Origin of the sequence: Pedobacter miscanthi, assembly GCF_003315595.1 — a bacterium.
Taxonomy (GTDB): Bacteria; Bacteroidota; Bacteroidia; order Sphingobacteriales; family Sphingobacteriaceae; genus Pedobacter; species Pedobacter miscanthi.
The window spans coordinates 22,076-42,271 of record NZ_QNQU01000016.1 but is presented as its reverse complement, the minus strand read 5'-3'; the positions used below and the strand labels follow the sequence as shown (position 1 = coordinate 42,271).

Below are 20,196 nucleotides of genomic sequence, written 5' to 3'. Positions count from 1 at the left end.
CGCCAGTGCTTGAGTCAGTTAACCTCCTGAGCGTAGTCGAAGGGTAAACAGTTAACCAATAAACCAATGGCTAATGAACCACTGAACTAATATCGTCGTCTATTATCTTTGCCGACAATAACGCCAAAGGAATTCCTCCCCCCGGATGCACACTACCTCCGCAGAAGTATAGGTTTTTAACCTTCGAACTAAAATTAGGGTGCCTTAAAAAAGCAGAAAACTGGTTATTCGAACTATTTCCATATAAAGAACCCTGGTAGGAGCCCGTTTTGCTTTCAATGCTCCTGGGATCAAGGATTTGTTCGGAAACAATATCTTTTTCTATATTCCGGTTTAAAATACGGTTGAGTTTTTTAATAATATTTGCCCTGGCTTCCTTAATCAATTGATCCCAGTTTTGTCCGTTGTTGGCTGGCACATTAATCATCACAAACCAATTTTCACTATTTGCCGGTGCATCATTCCTAATATGTTTGGAGGTAATATTGATGTAAACGGTAGGATCGGCGCAAATGGTTTTATCTTTCCAGATGGCATTAAATTCACTTTGGTAATCTTTGCTGAAAAAGATGTTATGCAGGCCTAAGTCGCTATAATTGCCATCCATACCCCAGTAAAAAATCAAGGCGGAACTGCTGCGTTCCTGGTTTAATAATTTTTTAGGTTCGGGAAGGTTTTTAAGCAGGTTTTTATAGGTAAACCAGATATCGAGATTAGAAACCACTACATCTGCCTGGTAGTTTTTATCGTTAACCTTTACCCCTTGTATTTTGGGTTTACCGTTATTGGTGTATAAAATTTCTTCAACTTTTTGGCCATAATGAAACCTGATTCCCAGTTCTTCTGCCAGTTTCACCAGGGCCGTAATAATACTGTACATTCCGTTTTTAGGCAGAAAAGCGCCAAAATGATACTCGAAATGTGGAATTACATTTAATGTAGCCGGTGCCTGATAGGGATCGGAGCCATTATAAGTAGCATAACGGTTAAAAAGTTGCGTAATCCGTTCGTCTTTAAAAAATGAGTGGTTAGCTTTTGCCTGTGTCCTAAAGGCATCAATCTGGCCAAAGCGGAAAATTGATTTTAAAGTATCCCAATGCAGGTAACTTTTAAGCTTGTGCAAACTCCTTTCTAAAAATACACGATGGGTAACCTCGTAAATGGTTTCACTTTTTTTGAGGTAATGTTTAACTTCTGCTGCAGTTGAACTGGTTTTTGCTTCTATATCTTTCGCAAAATTATCAAGATCTGCGGTGGCTTTTAATTTTAATCCATCCTCATAAAAATAGCGGCAAACTTCTTTTAGTTTAATGTATTCAAAATAATCTTCAGGATTTTTACCCGCCAGTTTAAAAAGTTCATCCACGTATTGTGGCATGGTAAAAAGACTCGGACCAGTATCAAACCTGAAACCATTCATTTTTATTTCACCCAGTTTACCGCCCGGTTTTGAATTGGCTTCGAAAATATCAACTTCGTATCCCTTAACCGCAAGGCGGATGGCAGATGCAATCCCGGCGATACCCGCACCGATAACTATGGCTTTTGGTTTAGACATAATGCGAAAATAGGTTAAATATTTTACTAACTTAAAGCGATGGTTAAAGATGAAATTATAATTTATAAAAATGAAGAAGGACTGCCGACAATAGATGTGGTTTTCGGTAATGATACTGTTTGGCTTACTCAGCAGCAGATGCAACAGCTTTTTAATAAAACTAAACAGAATATAAGTCTCCACATTAAGAATATATTTAATGAAAATGAACTTGTAAAAGATTCAGTTGTCAAGGAATCCTTGACAACTGCCTTGGATGGTAAAAGTTATAATACATTTTACTATTCACTTGATGTAGTTATTTCTGTAGGTTATCGGGTAAAATCGGTAGAGGGAACGAAATTCAGAATATGGGCCAACCAGATTTTAAAAGATTATTTAATAAAAGGCTATGCTTTAAATCATAAAAAATTACAGGAACAGACCCAGCAACTCATAGAATTGAAGCAGGCCATTAAGTTGGTTGGTGCTGTTCAAAATAGCCACTTGCTTAATAATGATGAGCTAAAAGATACTTTTAAAATTCTTATAGATTATGTTTATGCTTTAGATGTTCTTGATCGTTACGACCATCAGCAGCTAGAAAATGAAGTTTCTGGCCATAGGGGTGATTTTAAAATAGATTACGATTCTGCACTTGAAGCCATAGATGATTTAAGGGTAAAATTTGGTGGAAGCAAGCTTTTTGGCAATGAAAAGGATCAATCATTTAAAAGTTCATTGTATACCATTTATCAAACATTTGACGGAGAAGAGCTTTATCCGAGTATGGAAGAAAAAGCAGCTAACCTATTGTATTTTGTAGTTAAAAATCATTCTTTTTCTGATGGCAATAAACGGATCGCTGCCTTTTTATTCGTTTGGTTTTTGGATAAAAATAAGATGCTCTATCGAGAAGACGGTACAAAAAGAGTTGCCGACAATGCATTAGTTGCCCTTACCTTACTTATAGCAGAGAGCGATCCCAAAGAAAAAGAAATGATGGTTAAAGTGGTTATTAATTTGATTAACTATAAAAATTAATCTATTTCAACTCCTCCAGATACACTTTAGCTTGTTTTTCGATCTCGTTTGTGGCAAATTTAATTGCCGAACCAACCCTTGTTGTTTCTGTTTTTACCGGCATTTTATTAATGGTTGCCAAAGCATCCACATACCATTTGCACCAAACTTCGATAATGTGTTTTTCATCTGCAGCAGCTTTTCCTTCGGCTATTGCTTTTTTGCTTAGTTCAAATTCGGTTTTTAAACGTACCAAGGCATCGGCTTTAACCTGCGAAACGGTAGCCGTAGCGGTACTCTCGTCTGCCGAAATTAAAGTATAAGCAGCAGTTAAGCCACTTATGCCAACGTTTTTCATTTCAGTTGGCGAAACTTTGTCAATCCTGTCGTTATCCGTATGGTAAAATACATCGGTAAAGTGCCACATCAATAACCCTGGAATTTTATGCTGTAAAAACGGGGTATGATCACTGCCGCCTTCAAAAGGATTGTAATTAACCGTCCAGTTGGCAAATTTGCCCTGTGTTTTACAGATGTCGAAAATAAAATCGTTAAAATAATGAGGAAAGAGTTCTTTTTCACCTACATCGCCAGCGCCCCATTCGGTGTGTTTGTCTGTCCCTCTTGTCCAGATGGCGGATGGATCGGGCATCTTTTCGATCAGGAAAGAACCTCCGGTTTTCTTTGTGTCTTCTCCAACCATATCTAAACTCATACCCCATAAAATGCCTTTAGCACGGGTAGTATCTTCGGTAATATATCTTCTGGTTGATACAATTTCATCCCCCCACAAAAAGGTTAAAGTACGCTTTGGGCTGATTTTTTTTGCCTGGTACAGTTCAGCCGTTAATCTCGCCATTTCAGCCAGTGTACCCACTCCGCTGGCATTATCATTAGCTCCTGGCTCCTGTACATGCGCACTGAATACAAAACGCTCGGTAGGGTTTACACTGCCCTTAACATTTGCCACAATGGTTAACTCTTCCGAAGGGTAGATTTTGGTCTGGATATTTACCTTTAATTTCGTCTCACCTTTTAAACAGCTTGCTTTTAGTTTTTCTTTAGCGGTATAAGAAAGGAGCAAAGTCCATACTTCGCTGTTGGCTTTCATACTGCCAAACTGAATAGAAGTTTGATGAATTTCTGGCTGGGTATATTTTGGCATCGAATAACCCAAAACACCTATCGCGCCTGCTTTGGTTGCGATTTGAAGTAAACGTGATGGATTATTCTCTGAAAACAGAATTTTTCCTTTAAGGTCCATTTTTTCTATTTCTGCCGGATTTATCTTCTCAATAAAAACCACATTGGCCGTAACTCCACCAACCGGTGTTGAAACACAGTTGATGGGGATCATGTTGCGGTTCGTTTTAAAAGAAATAAGCGGCTGGGGTTCTCCAACAATATCGATATTGGCATCAACAGGTTCCCAGGTATTGTTTTTCATCGCTCTTTTTTCGATGCGATAGGTTAAAGGTGCTTCAAATTCGTTTTGTTTCTGTTCTACAAAACCAGCTTTTTTAAGGATATTTTCAACGTAATGGATGCTGGCATTAAAACCGGTATTGCCCGGTACACGAAAGTATTGCTCTACAAAACCAGTGGTCTCATAAGCATTTTTTTCATTGAAACCAGTGCGTGTTAATCTGAAATAATTGTCTGTAGGATTCTGGGCATAACCCGACAATCCCGCAAAAAGCAGTATAAAAAGTATCTTCGTTTTCATGATTTATCTGTAAAAACGAAAGATACTAAGAATATTTAAGCTTGCTTATGCGTAACGCTTACCTGTTTTGTTTTTTAATCCTTCATCAACCGATAACGGACCAGATCCAACCACCCAAAACGTGATAAGCAGAAACAACACCAGCACCGAAAACCATAATTCAGAATTTGGTGTAGAGAAACCTGGTGTAAGGTTAATAAAAAACACGGCAAACAGCAAGATCGGGATCTGTATAACCACCGCAAAGCGGGTTACCAACCCTAGTGTAATTAAAATACCACCAACCAGATGTGCAAAAGCAACAACATGGATGGCTACACTGATCAGTACTCCTGAAAAACCAAATACATTGTTTTGTGTGATCATATTCTGAAGTACAGATGTGTCGCTGATAAAAGAAACACCTTTTCCAAAAATGACCAGGCCAAGGATAATGCGCAGATAATCCAGCCATTTTGAGTGATGAACATCTCCCCAATGTTCAATTTTACGGATAACGTTCATAGTGAACCTCCATTTTTTATGTGAATGATATATTAAGTTACGGAATTATATCATAAAATCAAATAATGAAACCTTATTGTTTTGAATGTTAGTTATTTAGAGCTGTTTTTTGATAATGCCTGATAAGGCTTATTATCTAAAATTGCTTGTATCGCAGTTGCAATATCATAAACATTTCCCTGCCTTTGATTAGAAAGGATGATAATGGCCCTTCCTTTGGTCGCGTCAGTTAGTTCTAGTGCCTGGTAATGTAAAGCGGTGCCATCGTGTGTATGTGTGATAACCCTGTTGCCTTTCATCCTGCCACCACCCAGGCCAGATTGCTTATCAATGGAAACTGGAGTAATGATTTTGTGCGTTGATGCGGGGTTGATCAGGCAAAAATTGTTGATACACTGCGACCATTTGTAAAGATCGTCTATCGTTAAACATGTCCAACCAGAAATAGGTACTTCCAAACCATCCTGTTTAAAGTCATTATTGAAAGATCTGGCTATCAATGAGTCGGTTTCAGAAGGATCTAATACACCATTTTTTATACCTGCCACTTTGAGCATATCCTGCAGTACGAATTGGTTAAAAGAGATACCTGTTATTTTTTCAATGATCTGTCTGCGTAAAAAAGTATTGTTGTTATTATAAGCATAACTGATTCCAGGCTCGAAATCCAGTTTTTGTAATCTTTGGAGATCTTTCCAGTTATCAGCATCACTATGAACCGTCTGGTATTTAATATCTGGTAATCCGCTGGTATACTGCAATAGGTTCTTGACGCTTATTTTTTTTGCCCAGGCATGTAACTCTGGGAAAAATTTAGATACTTTATCATTTATGCTGAGCTTACCCTGTTCTTGAAGCATCATGATCCCTACTGCATCAAATTCTTTTGATACAGACCCGATGTGAAAGCGGTATGATGTGGTAAGGGGAATATTTTTTGATGCATCTGCATATCCGATTGCCTTTCTGACGATTACTTCTCCATGATCGGCAATTAATATGTTTCCATTGAAAACACCTGATCGATTTGCTTCTTCTAAAAAGGTATTTATTAAGGCCGCTGCTCTATTATTTTGTGCAAATGTTTGCAGTCCTGTTAAAAATGTGATTAAAAAAATAACGGTGGTACTTTTATAATGTTTGTTCATAGACTTTTATTTGTTTTTAAGACATGGTGAAAGTTTATTCGTTACATTATAGTGCCTATTAAATTAGTTACAATCAAATTTCAAAATTAATCAGGCCGATTTGATTATTCCACGTACAAATTAACATAAAGTTAATTTGTACCGTTTTGGTTTTTGGTATAAATTTTGTATTATTGCTTAAATAGATAGGTTTTTTATCATGAGCAAAGAAATATTAGAGTTTTCAGTACAGGTAGATGAAAAATTTGACCTAAAATTTAACTGGCTGGATGGTTTCTGGGGAGCCGCGTTTAAATTTTTTGGAAAATAATTTTTAAAATCTGAATTTTAAAACGGACAAATCTAGTTCGATCAGGTTGATATTGTCTATTTTTTTCTATTGGCATATTAAACCTTTCTGCTTTCTGCCTCCAACCTTCAGCCTTTCTCAAGCAGGTTATTTATACTCATTCTTACTTTTCCCTTTCAGCTTTAGTCTTTCAGGCTTTTGCCTTATCTTTGCAAAATAATGAGTAGAAAAAAACCAGGTACGGTAACGATAGTTCCAAATGTACATATAATCGATATCGCTGAAGAAGGAAAAGGTGTTGGTAAAGCCGACGAATTGGTGATTTTTGTTGATAAAGCTGTTCCCGGCGATGTGGCAGATGTACGCTTAACCAAAAAGAAAAAGAATTTTGCTGAAGCCATAATTGAACAGCTGCACGAAAAATCGGCATTGCGTACCGATCCATTTTGTCCTCATTTCGGAACCTGTGGTGGTTGCAAATGGCAACATATGGGTTACGACTCGCAATTAAAATTTAAACAAAAAAATGTTGAGGCTGCTTTACAACGCCTGGGCAAAATCGATACCTCGGGTACTGAGCCTATTTTAGGTTCGGCAAAGAACAGATATTATCGCAATAAGCTCGAATTTACTTTTTCGAACAAACGCTGGTTAGAGAAAACCGATGTAGAACGCGATGAAGATTTCGATATGAATGCATTGGGTTTTCACGTACCGTTGCGTTTCGATAAAATTTTAGATATCGAACATTGTTATCTTCAGGACGAACCTTCTAATTCGATCAGAAATGCCGTTCGCAAATATGCGTTGGAAAATGGTTTGTCGTTTTACGATCTCCGTAATCACGAAGGTGTTTTACGCAACCTGATTATCCGTACTTCTACCACTGGTGAAGTGATGGTGGCCGTAGTTTTTGCTTATCCGGAGCAGGCACAGGTTAATGGTTTAATGGAATTCCTTAAAAATGAATTTCCGCAGATTACTTCATTGTTATACATCGTTAACCAAAAGAAAAACGATACTATTTTTGATCAGGATGTGGTGGTTTTCGCCGGTCGCGATCATATTTTCGAAGAAATGGACGGTATCCGGTTTAAAATCGGGGTAAAATCTTTTTACCAGACCAATTCTGAACAGGCTTTTGAACTTTATAAAATCACAAGAGATTTCGCGGGTTTTAAAGGCGATGAACTGGTATACGATTTATACACAGGTGCCGGAACCATCGCAAATTTTATCGCAAAAAATGTAAAACAGGTGGTAGGAGTAGAGTATGTGCCAACCGCTATTGAGGATGCAAAATTTAACTCCGAGCTGAACGGGATTGATAATACGATCTTTTATGCCGGAGACATGAAGGATATTCTTACTTCAGAATTTATTCTGGCACATGGTAAACCTGATGTGGTCATTACCGATCCACCACGTGCAGGTATGCATGCAGATGTGGTACAACGCTTGCTGGAAATGGAATCGGAGAAAATTGTGTATGTAAGTTGCAACGCAGCTACGCAGGCACGTGATCTGGAACTGTTAAAAGAAAAATACGATGTTGTTCGCATTAAACCGGTTGATATGTTCCCGCATACACAGCATGTAGAGAATGTAGTATTGTTAAGGTTGAAATAAGAAATGATTAAATGACTGAATGATAGAATTAGAGAATGGCTGAATGAGGGAATGATTGAATTAGAGAATGGGCTAACCGCTTGTAAACATTCAATCATTCTCATTCAAAAATTCAATTATTATTTAAGGTATGGATAGAGAAGAATTATTACACGCAACACCGGAAGATAGCGGAGAACCGCAGAAAAAACAGGAAAGTCCGCTGGTGAGTTTGGAGAAAGACTTAGCGTTTTACGCTGATGCAGTTAAAGAGGTGGCCATAGAAATTATGGTTGAGGGCATTTCGGCCTACCCGATTTTTATTGCGCACCAGCATGAGGTAAATATTGGCGAAATGATCCTGAATAAAGAAGAACTCAATACCGAATGGACCATCCAGGCTTCCACTTTAGAAGAATTTATAGAAAAAGGAATCATCAACAAGGAGAAAAAAGAATCGTTTTTAAAGGTTTACAAAAAGCCAGAAGATTTTATGTGTGTATTTGTAATTGTTCCAGAAGGCGCCAACTTTATATATTATCCGTACAAAAAAGGTAGAGGGTAGACTTTAGTCCTTAAGTCCACAGGCCTTAGTCTAAAGTCGGAAGTTTATGCGTATAAAGAATTACTATCTGTGCAATCCTTTTATAAAAAAAAAACGCCGTTTTGCATCCACAAAACGGCGAGTTATTATTAACTAAACTAAAGTTCTTAATTTACGTGGTGCACATCACCACTTTTCGAATTAGATGTTTTTTTAAGTGATGCATTTCCTTTATAACTTACATCACCGCCACCACTTGCTGCAGCCTCCAGACCTTTATTTACATATACATTTACATCAGAACCACCAGACGCCTGAACTTTTGCATACTCGGTAATCAGTTCGTAGGCATCAACATCGCTACCACCGCTTGACTGGATCGTCATATTTTGGGCTTTGCCTTTCAGATCCAGGTCGCTGCCACCGCTCGACTGCACAGATAAATCATTACAGATTACCGTTAATTTTAAATCAGACCCGCCCGAAGAACGGATGGCAAGCTTATCGGTTTTAATCTGGTTCTGTGTAAAAACATCCGATCCACCCGATGCTGCAAGTGTATTTAAGGTTTTAAAATTTACATAAGCTTTAATTACACGGTTTTTAAAAACGCCGCTCCATTTAAAGCCATCTTTGAATTTAATGTTGATGTTTTCACCATTCTGTTCAACAACGATATCTTTTAAGGTTTCAGCATCAGATTTTATACTTACTGCCTCGCTATTGCCCTGAGTTAAGTATAAATCTATTCCACTGCTTACACCTATGCTGTTAAAGTTTTTTACACTGTAGTTTTTGGTTTCCTGCGCCTTGCTCATGTAGCTGGTAACCACTATAAATAAAAAAACGGATGATTTAATAAAGATTTTCATAATTGTATTTTGTTAAATGATGTTGAAGTATCTTCAGGGATGTACAAAGAAAGATGTTTCATGATTCTGTGCTTTGGTTATTCATTAGACGCATCTCTACACGAAACGTTGCAAACAATCGAAATTATTTTTCAAATAGTTTGAATTTCATCCTTAAAATCGTTCTTTTTGTATTCAATCCTTTTTATACAATGGCATCGCAATTACTTATTCTTAACAAGAAACAGATTCAGCAGAAAATAGACCGCATCGCTTATCAGATTTTGGAAGACAACCTGAACGAAAAAGAAATTGTGCTGGCCGGTATCTGGGATCGTGGCTATAAGTTAGCTTTAAGGTTGGAGAGAGTACTAAAAAAAATCTCTGGCTTTAAATTAACCTTACTGCGAATCGATCTGCAAAAAGAAAGCAGCAAATTGGTTGCTTCAACTGATCTAGACGAAAGCCATTGGAAAAACAAGGTCATTATTATCGTTGATGATGTGCTGAATAGCGGCAAAACGCTTGCTTATGGATTGGGTGTTTTCTTAAATACTCCGCATAAAAAAATCCGTACCGTTGTTCTGGTAGACCGTAGTCATAAAATTTTCCCGATTGCCACCGATTTTGTAGGTCTAGAACTGGCCACGATCCTAAAAGAACATGTTGATGTGGTAATGGATGTAGAAGGCGAAGAAGACAGGGTTTATTTGAGCTAAAAGAGCATGTAAGATGGATGATGTAAGATGGAAGAGGTGGGATGGGAAATTTTTTTCTATAATCGAAATCTTCATAATTAAACAGTTTCCCTCGAGTTACCGTCATTTCGAGCGGAGTGCAACGTAGCCGAGAAATCTGTCTTGATAGATCTCTCCATTCCACTTCGTTTCAGTCGAGATGACGACCCGTTTTAATGAAAACTATCTAATGATAGCTTTTTTGGATTTGCAACTGTACCAAAATTTGCAATTAAGCCCAATTTTTTGCAATTTCCCAACATGTACCATCCCCGAAAAAATAATCTGATCTTTAAATTTTTTTCCTGGTACATTCAGTTGATCATCAAAAAAGATTTTGCAGCATTTAATTATGATCAGATAGAGGTTAAACCTGATGCTTCTGTATTGGTTTTGGCCAATCATTTTAGCTGGTGGGATGGTTTTTTCCTCTTTTACATCAACAAAAAAGTATTTAAAAAACAATTTCATGTATTGGTAAATGCCGAGAACTATAATAAAGTGGGTTTTCTGAAATATCTCGGTGCTTTTGCTGCCGAAAATAAAGGCAGAGATGTATTGGATACTTTAAATTATGCCGGTAAACTGCTGGATGATCCTGCAAATCTTGTACTCGTATTTCCACAGGGCAAATTATATTCCAACCATTTAAAGGGTATCAGTTTTGAGAAAGGAGTAATGCAGATGATCAACGCAAGCCAGAAAAAAATTGACATTATTTTTGCCGCCACCTTTATCGATTATTTTGCAAAGAGAAAACCATCGGCCTACGCCTATCTGCAGCATTGGGAGAATGAAGAATATGTTAGCTTACAATTACTGAAAAGTGCCTATAATAAACATTACGATCAATCGCTTGTTAAACAAAATCAGATTATCGAATGACCATTTTTATTTACGCAGTTTTAATTTTTCTCGTCATCAGGTTTTCGGTTACCGTTTTTAATTTTCTTTCCAATCCGAAGTTGCCGCGTGTAATTAAACACTATCAGGATAAAGTTTCCATTCTTATTCCTGCCAGAAATGAAGCAGATAATATTTTAGAATTGCTCATCTCGATAAAAGAACAGGATTATGCCAATTATGAAGTGATTGTTTTAGACGATAACAGCACTGATGAAACTTTTTCGATAGTTGAAAGTTTTTGCATTTCTAATCCACATTTTAAGGTCGTAAAGGGAAAAGAACTTCCCCCAAACTGGTTGGGTAAAAACTATGCCTGCCATCAGCTTAGCGAATTGGCTACCGGGAAATACCTGTTGTTTGTTGATGCCGACGAATCAGTTAAAAGAGGATTGATTAATAGTTTAATTGCGAGGATGGAAATTGGAAATCTTGCACTTTTGAGTGTTTTTACCAATCAAACCATGAAATCGATAGGAGAACGGTTAACTGTGCCTTTGATGCATTTCATCCTGCTAAATTTATTGCCTTTGCGTTTGGTTAAACTTTCAAAAAATCCGGCTTTTGCGGCAGCAAGCGGACAGTGCATGTTTTTTGATGCCAAAAATTATAAAGACAATCAATGGCACGAGCGTGTTAAAAACCAGGTGGTAGAGGATGTAGAAATTATGAAACTGGTAAAACAGGAAAAATTTAATACTGAAGCGCTTTTAGCCAATGGCTTGATCTATTGCAGGATGTATAAAAACCTGGGCGAAAGCCTAAACGGGTTTGGTAAAAATTTACTCGCAGGTTTTGGTAATAACATCATAATATTATTACTTTACCAGCTTTTGGTAACTATAGGCCCGGTAATTTTAATATTAAACTTTAATGTTGCTTTACTTGTATTACCATTAACTTTAATAGTATTAAGCAGAATTATGATTTCTTATTTATCAGGACAAAACGTTTTGGTAAATCTGGTCTTGCATCCGTTTCAGATGCTGTTCTTCTTGATCATTTCATTTATATCTATAAAGAAGCATATTTTTAAAACAGGCACATGGAAGGGCAGAACGATCAGAACGATTTAAAGGTTAAAAAGATTGCGGTCGCAATAATCATCGTTTTTCATTTGGTTGGTCTGCTTGGCTTTTTGATCCCCGCTGCACAACCTTATTTTATCAAGCTGGTTCCGTTCCATTTACTGTTGATGTTTGCTGTAATTGTTTTTGCCTATAGTGCAGATGTTAAGCGCTTATTGTTATTTGTTTCAGGCGTTTTTCTTTGTGGCTTTCTGGTAGAAGTACTGGGCGTAAATACCGGAAAAATATTCGGCAGCTACTATTATGGCGATACCCTGGGCTACAAAATTGCTGCGGTTCCTTTGCTGATGGGTGTAAATTGGGTAATCCTGATTTTCAGCATTGGGCAGATGATGAAAAGTTTGAAAATCAGGAATAGTATTTTAGCATCGGTTATTGGAGCATTTATACTGGTGGGACTCGATTTCTTTTTGGAACCAGTGGCCATGAAATTCGATTACTGGCATTGGGACTGGCACGAAATCCCCGTTCAAAATTATATAGCCTGGTTTATTGTTTCAGTAATTTTGTTGAAATTTTATTACGCCCTGGGTTTAAAACAGCAGAAGTATATCGGTACAGTGATGTTCGTTTCGCAGTTAATCTTTTTTGTTGTCTTATACATGACAACCGGAACAAATATTTTTGCTTAATTTTGTGATGTTATTTTAATTAACTTTATAACATGGAAACACTAATCGTACAGCCTAAAACTAAAAAACAACTTTTGGCAGTTGAGGCTGTGTTAAAAGCGTTGAATGTGACTTTTAAAAAAGAAAAAAGCTACAGTCCGGCATTTATAGATGAAATAGCTAAAGGGGAAGAGGATATAAAAAATGGACGCCTAACCAGGATTACGGATGTTCAGAATATATGGGAAAGTATTTTGTAGCTATTACTGATCAGGCTAAAAAACAATTGGCTGCCATCCTTAAATCTGGAGATCAGTCTTCAATAAAGAAACTCCAACAAATTTTTATAGAATTAAGTATCCATCCAGCATCAGGTATTGGTAAGCCTGAAAAATTAAAATTCGGATTTTCAGGCTATTGGTCTAGACAGATAAATAAAAAAGATAGGTTAGTCTATAGGATCGATGAAGAGATTATTACAGTATTTGTAATTTCTGCAAAGGGACATTATGGCGATAAATAACTAATCCTAAAAACAAATGAGCAATTTAAACTTACAGGTTAACATCGATAAATCATCAGGCTTTTGCTTTGGCGTAGTATATGCCATAGAAATGGCAGAAGATATTTTGGATAACGAAGGTTATCTATACTGTCTGGGCGATATTGTGCATAACGATGAAGAAGTAGAACGTTTAACCAAACGTGGATTAAAAATCATTGATCACGAAGTTTTAAAAAATTTACGCGACGAAAAGGTTTTGATCAGGGCTCATGGCGAAGCTCCTTCAACCTATCAGCTGGCTTTAGAAAATAACCTTACCCTGATTGATGCCTCTTGCCCTGTGGTGTTGAAACTGCAGAACAGGATTAAAAACTCGCATGATGATGATGAGCAGGTGTTGATTTTTGGTAAACATGGTCATGCTGAAGTGATTGGCCTGCAAGGACAAACCGATGGTAAAGCCATTGTATTCCAGGATTTAGCCGAACTCGATAATGTAGAACTTCCTGCAAAGTTTACCCTATATAGTCAAACCACTAAAAGCACCGATAAATTTTACCACATTAAGGATGAACTGTTAAGCCGAGGTTATGAAGTAAAAGCTAACGACACCATTTGCCGGCAGGTATCTAACCGTTACGAAGAACTCGAAGAATTTGTAAGCCATTACGATAAAATTGTGTTTGTTTCGGGCAAAAAATCATCTAACGGAAAAGTGCTTTATGATGTTTGTAAAAAGCATAACGATAATTCTTACTTCATTTCTAACGTTGAAGAATTAGAACAGGTTTGGTTTAACGAAAACGATAAAGTAGGTATCTGTGGAGCCACTTCTACACCAATGTGGTTAATGGAGAAGGTAAAAGCTGCGCTGGAGCAGTATTAGATTTCTCTCTTGGCCGTCACCCTGAATTTATTTCAGGGTCTCAATTACGAAAGAGATGCTGACCACGTAGTAGCTATTAGGCCTTTAAAAATATAAAAGCAGCTAATAAAACAAGTTCAGCATGACGACTGCGAGTGAGGATACTTAAAAATTCATCTTCTAAATAAAACCATAATTGAAAAAGATAAACCCACATACTGGAATCCTGGTTGCCTTAGCTGTAATTGCCTGTTGGTTTGCTTCGCTCTTTTTCCTTTTAAACTGGCATTTCAATTGGAGTAATCCCCTGGTTTATCTGATGGTTTTTGTACAGATGCATCTCTATACCGGTTTGTTTATCACGGCGCACGATGCCATGCACGGTACCATCTCTCCAAACAAAAAAGCCAATAATTTTATAGGTTACCTTGTTGTTTTTCTCTATGCAGGTTTTTTCTATAACCGCTTATATGCTAAACACCACCAGCACCATCACCATGTGCATACCGAAAAAGATCCTGATTTTGCCCCGCACGGTTTTTGGAAATGGTATTTTAGTTTCATGCTAAATTATGTTACCATCATCCAGCTCGTCATTATGGCAATAGCTTATAATCTGCTCAAAATATGGGTGGATGAGAAGAATTTACTATTGTTTTGGGTTTTGCCTTCGCTACTAAGTACTTTTCAGTTATTCTATTTCGGTACCTATTTACCGCATAAGGGCGAACACGATAACGAATACCATTCTACCACCTTACAGAAAAACCATTTTATCGCTTTTATTACTTGCTACTTTTTTGGGTATCATTTAGAACACCATCAAAAACCGGGTATGCCCTGGTGGCAGCTATATAAAGTAAAGGAATAGTTGCGGTGGTGTCAGATGTTACCATCTGACACTGAATCAGTTTTTCTTTAGACTTCCGAAGTCTTCCCCTCGCTCAGTCCATTTTAGACTTCGGAAGGGAGTAACGCCGAATTTTTTGACCAAAAAATGTCCCCTATCACATTTTTACCATAGGTAAAAAACAATAAAAAGGCGATATTTGCGCCACAAAACATATATTGTATAAATGAGCAAAAAGGGAATTTTACTGGTAAACTTAGGAACACCTGATAGTCCGGCAACTGCCGACGTTAAAAAATACTTGGATCAGTTTTTAATGGACGAGAGGGTAATCGATATTCCAAAGTTGAACAGAACATTATTGGTAAAAGGAATCATTGTACCTTTCCGTAGCCCTAAAACTGCCAAATTATACAAAGAAATCTGGAACGAAAACGGTTCTCCACTCTTGTATTACAGCAAATTGCAGACTCAAATGCTGCAAGAAAGATTGGGCGACGATTACCATGTCGAACTGGCGATGCGTTACCAAAGTCCATCAATTGCATCGGCCCTTGCCAATTTAAAGGCAGGTTTGGTAGGAAGCATCCAGGTCATCCCGATGTTCCCGCAATACGCTTCGGCAAGTACCGGTTCGGTAATGCAACTGGTAATGGAGCTGGTGAGTAAATGGCCAACTGTTCCGCCGATATCGTTTGTGAATTCATTTCATGATAACGAACTGATGATTAAAGTTTTTGCTGAAAATGCCAGAAAGCATAATGTAGAAAGCTATGATCATGTATTGTTTAGCTTCCACGGCTTGCCAGAGCGCCAGTTGTTAAAATGCGATCATACCGGAAGTTATTGTTTAAAAAGCGCCGATTGCTGCCAGACTTTAAACGATACCAATAAATTCTGTTATTCAGCCCAGGGGCATGATACAGCCAGGTTAATTGCGAAAGAATTAAATTTATCTAAAGATCAGTATACGGTTTGTTTCCAGTCGCGTTTAGGTAAAGAGCCCTGGGTACAGCCTTACACTACCGATGTGTTAAAAAAACTGGCCGGCGAAGGTAAAAAACGTTTACTGGTATTTAGTCCGGCTTTTGTGGCCGATTGTTTGGAAACCCTTTACGAAATTACAGTAGAGTACCACGAAGAATTTAAAGCATTAGGCGGCGAACACGTTCAACTGGTAGAAAGCCTGAACGATAGTCCGGTATTTATTGAGGCACTTGCCGGAATGGTTAAATAATTCTAGATTTAGGGATGGCGAATTTTATCATTTTAATGGGTGTTTCAGGGAGTGGTAAAACTGTTATCGGAAAGGCTTTGGCACCAAAGCTCCATGCCGAATTTATAGATGGCGATAACCTGCATTCGCAACGTAATGTAGACAAAATGGCTGCCGGAATCCCTTTAACAGATGCCGATCGGTTAGATTGGTTGCAGCTGATTGCTAAAGTCGGTCGCGAGCACGCTGCGCACGGAACCACCTGTATCATTGCTTGCTCAGCATTAAAAAAATCTTACCGCGATTTACTTCGGGAAGATAATGCTTCCATCCGCTTTGTATATTTAAAGGGAAGTTTTGATCTGATCCACGATCGGATCACCAGGCGATCGCATCAATATATGCCTTCCAGTTTGCTTGAGAGTCAGTTCGAAACACTCGAAGAACCTCAGGCTGATGAAACGGATGTATTTACGGTTTCCATCGATCAAAGTATCGCCGAAATCGTGGAAGAAATAGCTAAGGCAGATCTGCTTTCGTAATCATCGAAATAATCTGATCGGTTGCCCCTTTTTTATCGGCTACATATTTTCTGGCCAATTCTGCTACATTTTTATCCTTTGCAAAACTTTCAAAAGTATTGATTAATTCATCGGTTGAATTGACACTTTTTGCTGCACCTATGGCGATTAAATCTTTTGCTTCCTGAAATTTATCGTATTTAGGACCGAAGATTACCGGTAACCCAAATGCTGCGGCCTCTAGCGTATTGTGTATACCTGTTCCGAAACCGCCACCAATAAAAGCCACTTTTCCGTATTGATACAGGGAAGAAAGCATGCCGATGTTATCGACGATAAGCGTCTGGGGTTTTGCGTTTGGCGTTTGAGTTGACGAACTGAGGACTGAAAACCGCACACTGTTAACCGAAAACTGTTTCTCTATGCTTTCGATATGGCTTTCGTGGATTTCGTGCGGGGCGATAATGAACTTCCAATCCGGATATTTTTCCGGCAAAACCGATAATATTTTTTCATCTTCAGGCCAGGTGCTTCCACAAACGAATGTTGGTGAGTTGCCAATAAAACTTTCGATAATGGCGAGTTGCTTTGGGGCCTGAGCATTTTCGTAAACACGGTCGAAACGCGTATCACCATTAATGGTTACATTGTTTATTCCGATGGATCTCAAAAGATTTTTACTTTCCTCATTCTGAACAAAGAAATAAGTAACCGACTTTAAAATATCACGGTAAAAACCACCATACCATTTAAAAAATGCCTGATTTTCCCTAAAAATGCCTGAAATTAAATATAGGGGGATTTCGCGTGCGCTCAGCTCTTTAAAATAAAAATGCCAGAATTCATACTTGGTAAAAATCGCCATTTCGGGATTAATACTGATTATAAAACGTTTTGCGTTTGCAGCGCTGTCAACCGGGAGATAAAAAACATCGGCCAGTGCATAATTTTTCCTGATTTCATATCCCGATGGCGAAAAAAAAGTAACCACAATTTTCTTGTCGGGATAAAGTGTTTTCAGTTTCTCTAAAACCGGCCGGCCCTGCTCAAACTCGCCCAATGATGCAAAATGGAACCAAATATGCTTTTCCGCAGGGTTAATTTTTTGTTCAATTAAAGAATAGATATTTCTGCGTCCGTTTATAAATAATTTAGCCTTAGGATTAAATAATGAGAATATCCTGATGAGTAAAGTATAGGCCCGGATTCCGATGATGTAAAGTAATTTCATATCTTCGTGCCAAGATAAAAGGAATATATTTAAAAAGCTTAAAAATATATGGATCCATCTGGATTTTGCTTAATATTCAACTGAATAAAAAGGCTTCGATGATTGCTCCATAGCAGCTAAAAATAAAATAAAACAGAATGAAGATAGCCGTTATTGGTACCGGATACGTAGGTTTGGTTACCGGGACCTGTTTAGCCGAAACAGGAAATGATGTAATTTGTGTTGATATTAACGAAACAAAGGTAAAACAGATGCAGGCCGGCGAAGTGCCGATTTACGAACCTGGTTTAGATCTTTTGTTCCATAGGAATATCGAACAGGAAAGGTTAACCTTCACTACAAACCTTGCTGATGCGGTAAAAGACGCGCAGATTATTTTTATGGCTTTGCCAACGCCTCCGGGTGGTGATGGTGCCGCCGATCTTTCTTACATTTTGGGTGCCGCAAAAGATATTTCAAAACTCATTACCGAATATAAGGTAATCGTAAATAAATCAACCGTTCCTGTTGGTACTGCCGATAAGGTAAAAGCGGTTTTTGCCGAAAATACTTCGATAGAAGTTGATGTGGTTTCGAACCCCGAATTTTTAAGGGAAGGTGTAGCGGTAGACGATTTTATGAAACCCGACCGTGTGGTTTTGGGTACCAAAAGCGAAAAAGCTAAAAAACTGATGGCCGAACTATATGCACCGTATGTGCGCCAGGGCAATCCGATCCTTTTTATGGATGAGCGTTCTTCTGAGCTGACCAAATATGCTGCAAATTCTTTTCTGGCTACAAAAATTACCTTTATGAACGAGGTGGCCAACCTTTGCGAGCTGGTAGGTGCTGATGTTGATGCAGTAAGAAAAGGAATTGGATCTGATGAACGCATCGGTAAACGTTTCCTTTTTCCGGGCGTAGGTTACGGCGGTTCGTGTTTCCCTAAAGACGTACAAGCCTTGGTAAAATCATCTGATGATTATGCCTATGATTTCCAGATCCTGAAATCGGTAATGGAAGTTAATGAGAAACAAAAAACGATCCTTGTTGATAAGGTACTGAAATATTACAAAGGCGATATTAGTGGCAGGCATTTTGCATTATGGGGATTGGCTTTTAAACCCGAAACCGATGATATCCGCGAAGCTCCGGCCCTGTATATTATCGATGCATTGCTTAAAAGCGGTGCAACCGTTACCGTATTCGATCCGGAGGCTATGGGCAACGTGAAAAGTGTAATCGGCAACCAGGTAAATTATGCCAAAAACCAATACGAGGCTTTAGAAGGTGCCGATGCCCTTTTAATTGCAACAGAGTGGTCGGTTTTTCGTAACCCTGATTTCGACAAAATCGATAATATTTTAAAAAATAAAGTGGTTTTCGATGGCCGGAACTTATACGATCTGCAAAAAATGATCGATCTTGGCTATTATTATAACAGTATCGGCAGAAAGTTAATAGATTAAAATGGGGAAGAAAAGGATATTGATTACAGGTGCAGCCGGATTTTTGGGCTCACACCTTTGCGATCGTTTTATAAAAGAAGGCTATCACGTTATCGGAATGGATAACCTGATTACCGGAGATATGGCAAATATCGAACACCTGTTCAAACTGGATAATTTTGAATTTTATAACCACGATGTTTCCAAATTTGTACACGTTCCCGGCGAGCTTCACTACATTTTACACTTTGCTTCACCTGCAAGTCCGATAGATTACCTCAAAATCCCGATTCAGACGCTTAAAGTAGGCTCGTTGGGTACGCACAATCTTTTAGGGCTGGCCCGCAGTAAAAAAGCAAGGATGCTGATTGCTTCAACCTCCGAAGTTTACGGCGATCCAAATGTAAACCCACAGCCCGAAGAATACTGGGGCAATGTAAATCCTGTTGGTCCGCGTGGCGTGTACGACGAGGCCAAACGTTTTCAGGAGGCCATCACCATGGCCTATCATACTTTCCATGGGGTAGAGACAAGAATTGTGAGGATTTTTAACACTTACGGACCAAGAATGCGTTTGAATGATGGCCGTGTTTTACCTGCTTTTATCGGACAGGCTTTGAGGGGAGAAGATTTAACTATATTTGGGGATGGAAGCCAGACCCGTTCTTTCTGCTATGTTGACGATCTGATTGAAGGGATTTACCGTTTATTGATGAGCGATTATGCCCAGCCCGTAAACATCGGTAACCCCGACGAGATCACCATTAAACAGTTCTGCGAAGAAATTATCAAACTTACGGGCACCACACAGAAAATTGTGTACAAAGAACTGCCCCAGGATGACCCGAAGCAACGCAGACCGGATATTACAAAGGCCAGGGAGCTATTGGGTTGGGAACCCAAAATCGGACGTGCGGAAGGATTAAAAATTACATACGAATATTTTAAATCATTGCCTGCAGAGGCTTTGGAAAAAATAGAACATAAAGATTTTACCACATTTAACCGTTAA

General features: G+C 38.3%; 22 protein-coding genes. 16 read left to right on the top strand and 6 right to left on the bottom strand.

The annotated features are described in order from the left end of the window. Positions 1 to 70: 70 nt before the first annotated feature. On the bottom strand, positions 71 to 1,558 hold the full coding sequence (gene crtD / locus DRW42_RS18095; protein ID WP_113950239.1) for a 1-hydroxycarotenoid 3,4-desaturase CrtD: 1,488 nt from the start codon (positions 1,556 to 1,558) through the stop codon (positions 71 to 73). A 39-nt stretch (positions 1,559 to 1,597) separates the two neighbouring features. On the opposite strand from crtD, the gene DRW42_RS18090 reads away from it, so the two are divergent. Next, positions 1,598 to 2,581 (top strand): virulence RhuM family protein/type II toxin-antitoxin system death-on-curing family toxin, encoded by a 984-nt coding sequence (locus DRW42_RS18090; protein ID WP_113950238.1) that lies wholly within the window; start codon positions 1,598 to 1,600, stop codon positions 2,579 to 2,581. Position 2,582: 1 nt separating this feature from the next. On the opposite strand, the gene DRW42_RS18085 is transcribed toward DRW42_RS18090, so the two are convergent. From DRW42_RS18085 to DRW42_RS18075, 3 genes are all read right to left on the bottom strand, one after another. After that, positions 2,583 to 4,286 carry a M28 family peptidase gene (locus tag DRW42_RS18085; RefSeq protein WP_113950237.1) on the bottom strand — a complete coding sequence of 568 codons (1,704 nt, stop codon included), beginning with the start codon at positions 4,284 to 4,286 and terminating at the stop codon, positions 2,583 to 2,585. A gap of 45 nt (positions 4,287 to 4,331) precedes the next feature. Next, a complete protein-coding gene (locus DRW42_RS18080; protein WP_113950236.1) occupies positions 4,332 to 4,790 on the bottom strand; it encodes a DoxX family protein in 459 nt (152 codons plus the stop codon). A 92-nt stretch (positions 4,791 to 4,882) separates the two neighbouring features. Next, positions 4,883 to 5,938 (bottom strand): serine hydrolase domain-containing protein, encoded by a 1,056-nt coding sequence (locus tag DRW42_RS18075; protein WP_113950235.1) that lies wholly within the window; start codon positions 5,936 to 5,938, stop codon positions 4,883 to 4,885. A gap of 199 nt (positions 5,939 to 6,137) precedes the next feature. Between DRW42_RS18075 and DRW42_RS18070 the strand changes: the two genes are divergently transcribed. The 3 genes from DRW42_RS18070 (at position 6,138) to DRW42_RS18060 (ending at position 8,400) form a co-directional block, all read left to right on the top strand. Further along, positions 6,138 to 6,248 (top strand): hypothetical protein, encoded by a 111-nt coding sequence (locus DRW42_RS18070; RefSeq protein WP_025145553.1) that lies wholly within the window; start codon positions 6,138 to 6,140, stop codon positions 6,246 to 6,248. 198 nt (positions 6,249 to 6,446) lie between these two features. After that, positions 6,447 to 7,856, top strand: a complete 1,410-nt coding sequence (rlmD, locus tag DRW42_RS18065; protein ID WP_113950234.1) for a 23S rRNA (uracil(1939)-C(5))-methyltransferase RlmD — start codon at positions 6,447 to 6,449, stop codon at positions 7,854 to 7,856. Positions 7,857 to 7,986: 130 nt separating this feature from the next. Then, positions 7,987 to 8,400 (top strand): hypothetical protein, encoded by a 414-nt coding sequence (locus tag DRW42_RS18060; protein ID WP_113950233.1) that lies wholly within the window; start codon positions 7,987 to 7,989, stop codon positions 8,398 to 8,400. Between the two features lie 146 nt (positions 8,401 to 8,546). On the opposite strand, the gene DRW42_RS18055 is transcribed toward DRW42_RS18060, so the two are convergent. Then, positions 8,547 to 9,251 carry a head GIN domain-containing protein gene (locus DRW42_RS18055; protein ID WP_113950232.1) on the bottom strand — a complete coding sequence of 235 codons (705 nt, stop codon included), beginning with the start codon at positions 9,249 to 9,251 and terminating at the stop codon, positions 8,547 to 8,549. A 191-nt stretch (positions 9,252 to 9,442) separates the two neighbouring features. Here DRW42_RS18055 and DRW42_RS18050 point away from each other — a divergent pair, with 191 nt between their 5' ends. The 10 genes from DRW42_RS18050 to DRW42_RS18005 all read left to right on the top strand — a co-directional run bounded on the left by DRW42_RS18050 (position 9,443) and on the right by DRW42_RS18005 (position 16,547). After that, a complete protein-coding gene (locus DRW42_RS18050) occupies positions 9,443 to 9,949 on the top strand; it encodes a phosphoribosyltransferase family protein (RefSeq protein ID WP_113950231.1) in 507 nt (168 codons plus the stop codon). 279 nt (positions 9,950 to 10,228) lie between these two features. After that, positions 10,229 to 10,852: a 1-acyl-sn-glycerol-3-phosphate acyltransferase gene (locus tag DRW42_RS18045; protein ID WP_113950230.1), complete on the top strand. Its 624-nt coding sequence runs from the start codon at positions 10,229 to 10,231 to the stop codon at positions 10,850 to 10,852. Beyond that, a complete protein-coding gene (locus DRW42_RS18040; protein ID WP_113950229.1) occupies positions 10,849 to 11,946 on the top strand; it encodes a glycosyltransferase family 2 protein in 1,098 nt (365 codons plus the stop codon). The genes DRW42_RS18045 and DRW42_RS18040 overlap by 4 nt, the downstream gene beginning before the upstream one ends. After that, the gene (locus DRW42_RS18035; RefSeq protein ID WP_113950228.1) at positions 11,916 to 12,590 is read left to right on the top strand and encodes a carotenoid biosynthesis protein; all 675 of its coding nucleotides are present in this window, start codon (positions 11,916 to 11,918) and stop codon (positions 12,588 to 12,590) included. Before DRW42_RS18040 ends, DRW42_RS18035 begins: the two co-directional genes overlap by 31 nt. 32 nt (positions 12,591 to 12,622) lie before the next feature. Further along, positions 12,623 to 12,829, top strand: coding sequence for a DUF2683 family protein (locus tag DRW42_RS18030; protein ID WP_113950227.1), 207 nt, complete (start codon positions 12,623 to 12,625; stop codon positions 12,827 to 12,829). Next, positions 12,811 to 13,092: a Txe/YoeB family addiction module toxin gene (locus tag DRW42_RS18025; protein ID WP_113950226.1), complete on the top strand. Its 282-nt coding sequence runs from the start codon at positions 12,811 to 12,813 to the stop codon at positions 13,090 to 13,092. The genes DRW42_RS18030 and DRW42_RS18025 overlap by 19 nt, the downstream gene beginning before the upstream one ends. A 16-nt stretch (positions 13,093 to 13,108) precedes the next feature. Beyond that, positions 13,109 to 13,960 carry a 4-hydroxy-3-methylbut-2-enyl diphosphate reductase gene (locus DRW42_RS18020; RefSeq protein ID WP_113950225.1) on the top strand — a complete coding sequence of 284 codons (852 nt, stop codon included), beginning with the start codon at positions 13,109 to 13,111 and terminating at the stop codon, positions 13,958 to 13,960. A 175-nt stretch (positions 13,961 to 14,135) separates the two neighbouring features. Beyond that, on the top strand, positions 14,136 to 14,810 hold the full coding sequence (locus DRW42_RS18015; RefSeq protein ID WP_113950224.1) for a fatty acid desaturase: 675 nt from the start codon (positions 14,136 to 14,138) through the stop codon (positions 14,808 to 14,810). Between the two features lie 205 nt (positions 14,811 to 15,015). Further along, the gene (gene hemH / locus DRW42_RS18010) at positions 15,016 to 16,026 is read left to right on the top strand and encodes a ferrochelatase (protein WP_113950223.1); all 1,011 of its coding nucleotides are present in this window, start codon (positions 15,016 to 15,018) and stop codon (positions 16,024 to 16,026) included. Positions 16,027 to 16,040: 14 nt separating this feature from the next. Continuing rightward, on the top strand, positions 16,041 to 16,547 hold the full coding sequence (locus tag DRW42_RS18005; RefSeq protein WP_113950222.1) for a gluconokinase: 507 nt from the start codon (positions 16,041 to 16,043) through the stop codon (positions 16,545 to 16,547). On the opposite strand, the gene DRW42_RS18000 is transcribed toward DRW42_RS18005, so the two are convergent. Then, on the bottom strand, positions 16,525 to 17,757 hold the full coding sequence (locus DRW42_RS18000) for a 3-deoxy-D-manno-octulosonic acid transferase (protein ID WP_113950221.1): 1,233 nt from the start codon (positions 17,755 to 17,757) through the stop codon (positions 16,525 to 16,527). The genes DRW42_RS18005 and DRW42_RS18000 overlap by 23 nt on opposite strands. Positions 17,758 to 17,894: 137 nt before the next feature. On the opposite strand from DRW42_RS18000, the gene DRW42_RS17995 reads away from it, so the two are divergent. Together DRW42_RS17995 and DRW42_RS17990 are read left to right on the top strand one after the other, a co-directional pair. Then, the gene (locus DRW42_RS17995) at positions 17,895 to 19,205 is read left to right on the top strand and encodes a UDP-glucose dehydrogenase family protein (protein WP_113950220.1); all 1,311 of its coding nucleotides are present in this window, start codon (positions 17,895 to 17,897) and stop codon (positions 19,203 to 19,205) included. A 1-nt stretch (position 19,206) separates the two neighbouring features. Then, positions 19,207 to 20,196 carry a UDP-glucuronic acid decarboxylase family protein gene (locus DRW42_RS17990; RefSeq protein WP_113950219.1) on the top strand — a complete coding sequence of 330 codons (990 nt, stop codon included), beginning with the start codon at positions 19,207 to 19,209 and terminating at the stop codon, positions 20,194 to 20,196.

Coding starts and splice junctions, on each gene's coding strand:
- DRW42_RS18030 (WP_113950227.1), top strand. CDS start 12,623: ATGGAAACACTAATCGTACAGCCTAAAACTAAAAAACAACTTTTGGCA.
- DRW42_RS18005 (WP_113950222.1), top strand. CDS start 16,041: ATGGCGAATTTTATCATTTTAATGGGTGTTTCAGGGAGTGGTAAAACT.
- DRW42_RS18060 (WP_113950233.1), top strand. CDS start 7,987: ATGGATAGAGAAGAATTATTACACGCAACACCGGAAGATAGCGGAGAA.
- DRW42_RS18020 (WP_113950225.1), top strand. CDS start 13,109: ATGAGCAATTTAAACTTACAGGTTAACATCGATAAATCATCAGGCTTT.
- crtD (WP_113950239.1), bottom strand. CDS start 1,558: ATGTCTAAACCAAAAGCCATAGTTATCGGTGCGGGTATCGCCGGGATT.
- DRW42_RS18045 (WP_113950230.1), top strand. CDS start 10,229: ATGTACCATCCCCGAAAAAATAATCTGATCTTTAAATTTTTTTCCTGG.
- hemH (WP_113950223.1), top strand. CDS start 15,016: ATGAGCAAAAAGGGAATTTTACTGGTAAACTTAGGAACACCTGATAGT.
- DRW42_RS18090 (WP_113950238.1), top strand. CDS start 1,598: ATGGTTAAAGATGAAATTATAATTTATAAAAATGAAGAAGGACTGCCG.
- DRW42_RS18040 (WP_113950229.1), top strand. CDS start 10,849: ATGACCATTTTTATTTACGCAGTTTTAATTTTTCTCGTCATCAGGTTT.
- DRW42_RS18000 (WP_113950221.1), bottom strand. CDS start 17,757: ATGAAATTACTTTACATCATCGGAATCCGGGCCTATACTTTACTCATC.
- DRW42_RS17990 (WP_113950219.1), top strand. CDS start 19,207: ATGGGGAAGAAAAGGATATTGATTACAGGTGCAGCCGGATTTTTGGGC.
- DRW42_RS18080 (WP_113950236.1), bottom strand. CDS start 4,790: ATGAACGTTATCCGTAAAATTGAACATTGGGGAGATGTTCATCACTCA.
- DRW42_RS18035 (WP_113950228.1), top strand. CDS start 11,916: ATGGAAGGGCAGAACGATCAGAACGATTTAAAGGTTAAAAAGATTGCG.
- DRW42_RS18055 (WP_113950232.1), bottom strand. CDS start 9,251: ATGAAAATCTTTATTAAATCATCCGTTTTTTTATTTATAGTGGTTACC.
- DRW42_RS18075 (WP_113950235.1), bottom strand. CDS start 5,938: ATGAACAAACATTATAAAAGTACCACCGTTATTTTTTTAATCACATTT.
- DRW42_RS18025 (WP_113950226.1), top strand. CDS start 12,811: ATGGGAAAGTATTTTGTAGCTATTACTGATCAGGCTAAAAAACAATTG.
- DRW42_RS18070 (WP_025145553.1), top strand. CDS start 6,138: ATGAGCAAAGAAATATTAGAGTTTTCAGTACAGGTAGATGAAAAATTT.
- rlmD (WP_113950234.1), top strand. CDS start 6,447: ATGAGTAGAAAAAAACCAGGTACGGTAACGATAGTTCCAAATGTACAT.
- DRW42_RS18085 (WP_113950237.1), bottom strand. CDS start 4,286: ATGAAAACGAAGATACTTTTTATACTGCTTTTTGCGGGATTGTCGGGT.
- DRW42_RS17995 (WP_113950220.1), top strand. CDS start 17,895: ATGAAGATAGCCGTTATTGGTACCGGATACGTAGGTTTGGTTACCGGG.
- DRW42_RS18050 (WP_113950231.1), top strand. CDS start 9,443: ATGGCATCGCAATTACTTATTCTTAACAAGAAACAGATTCAGCAGAAA.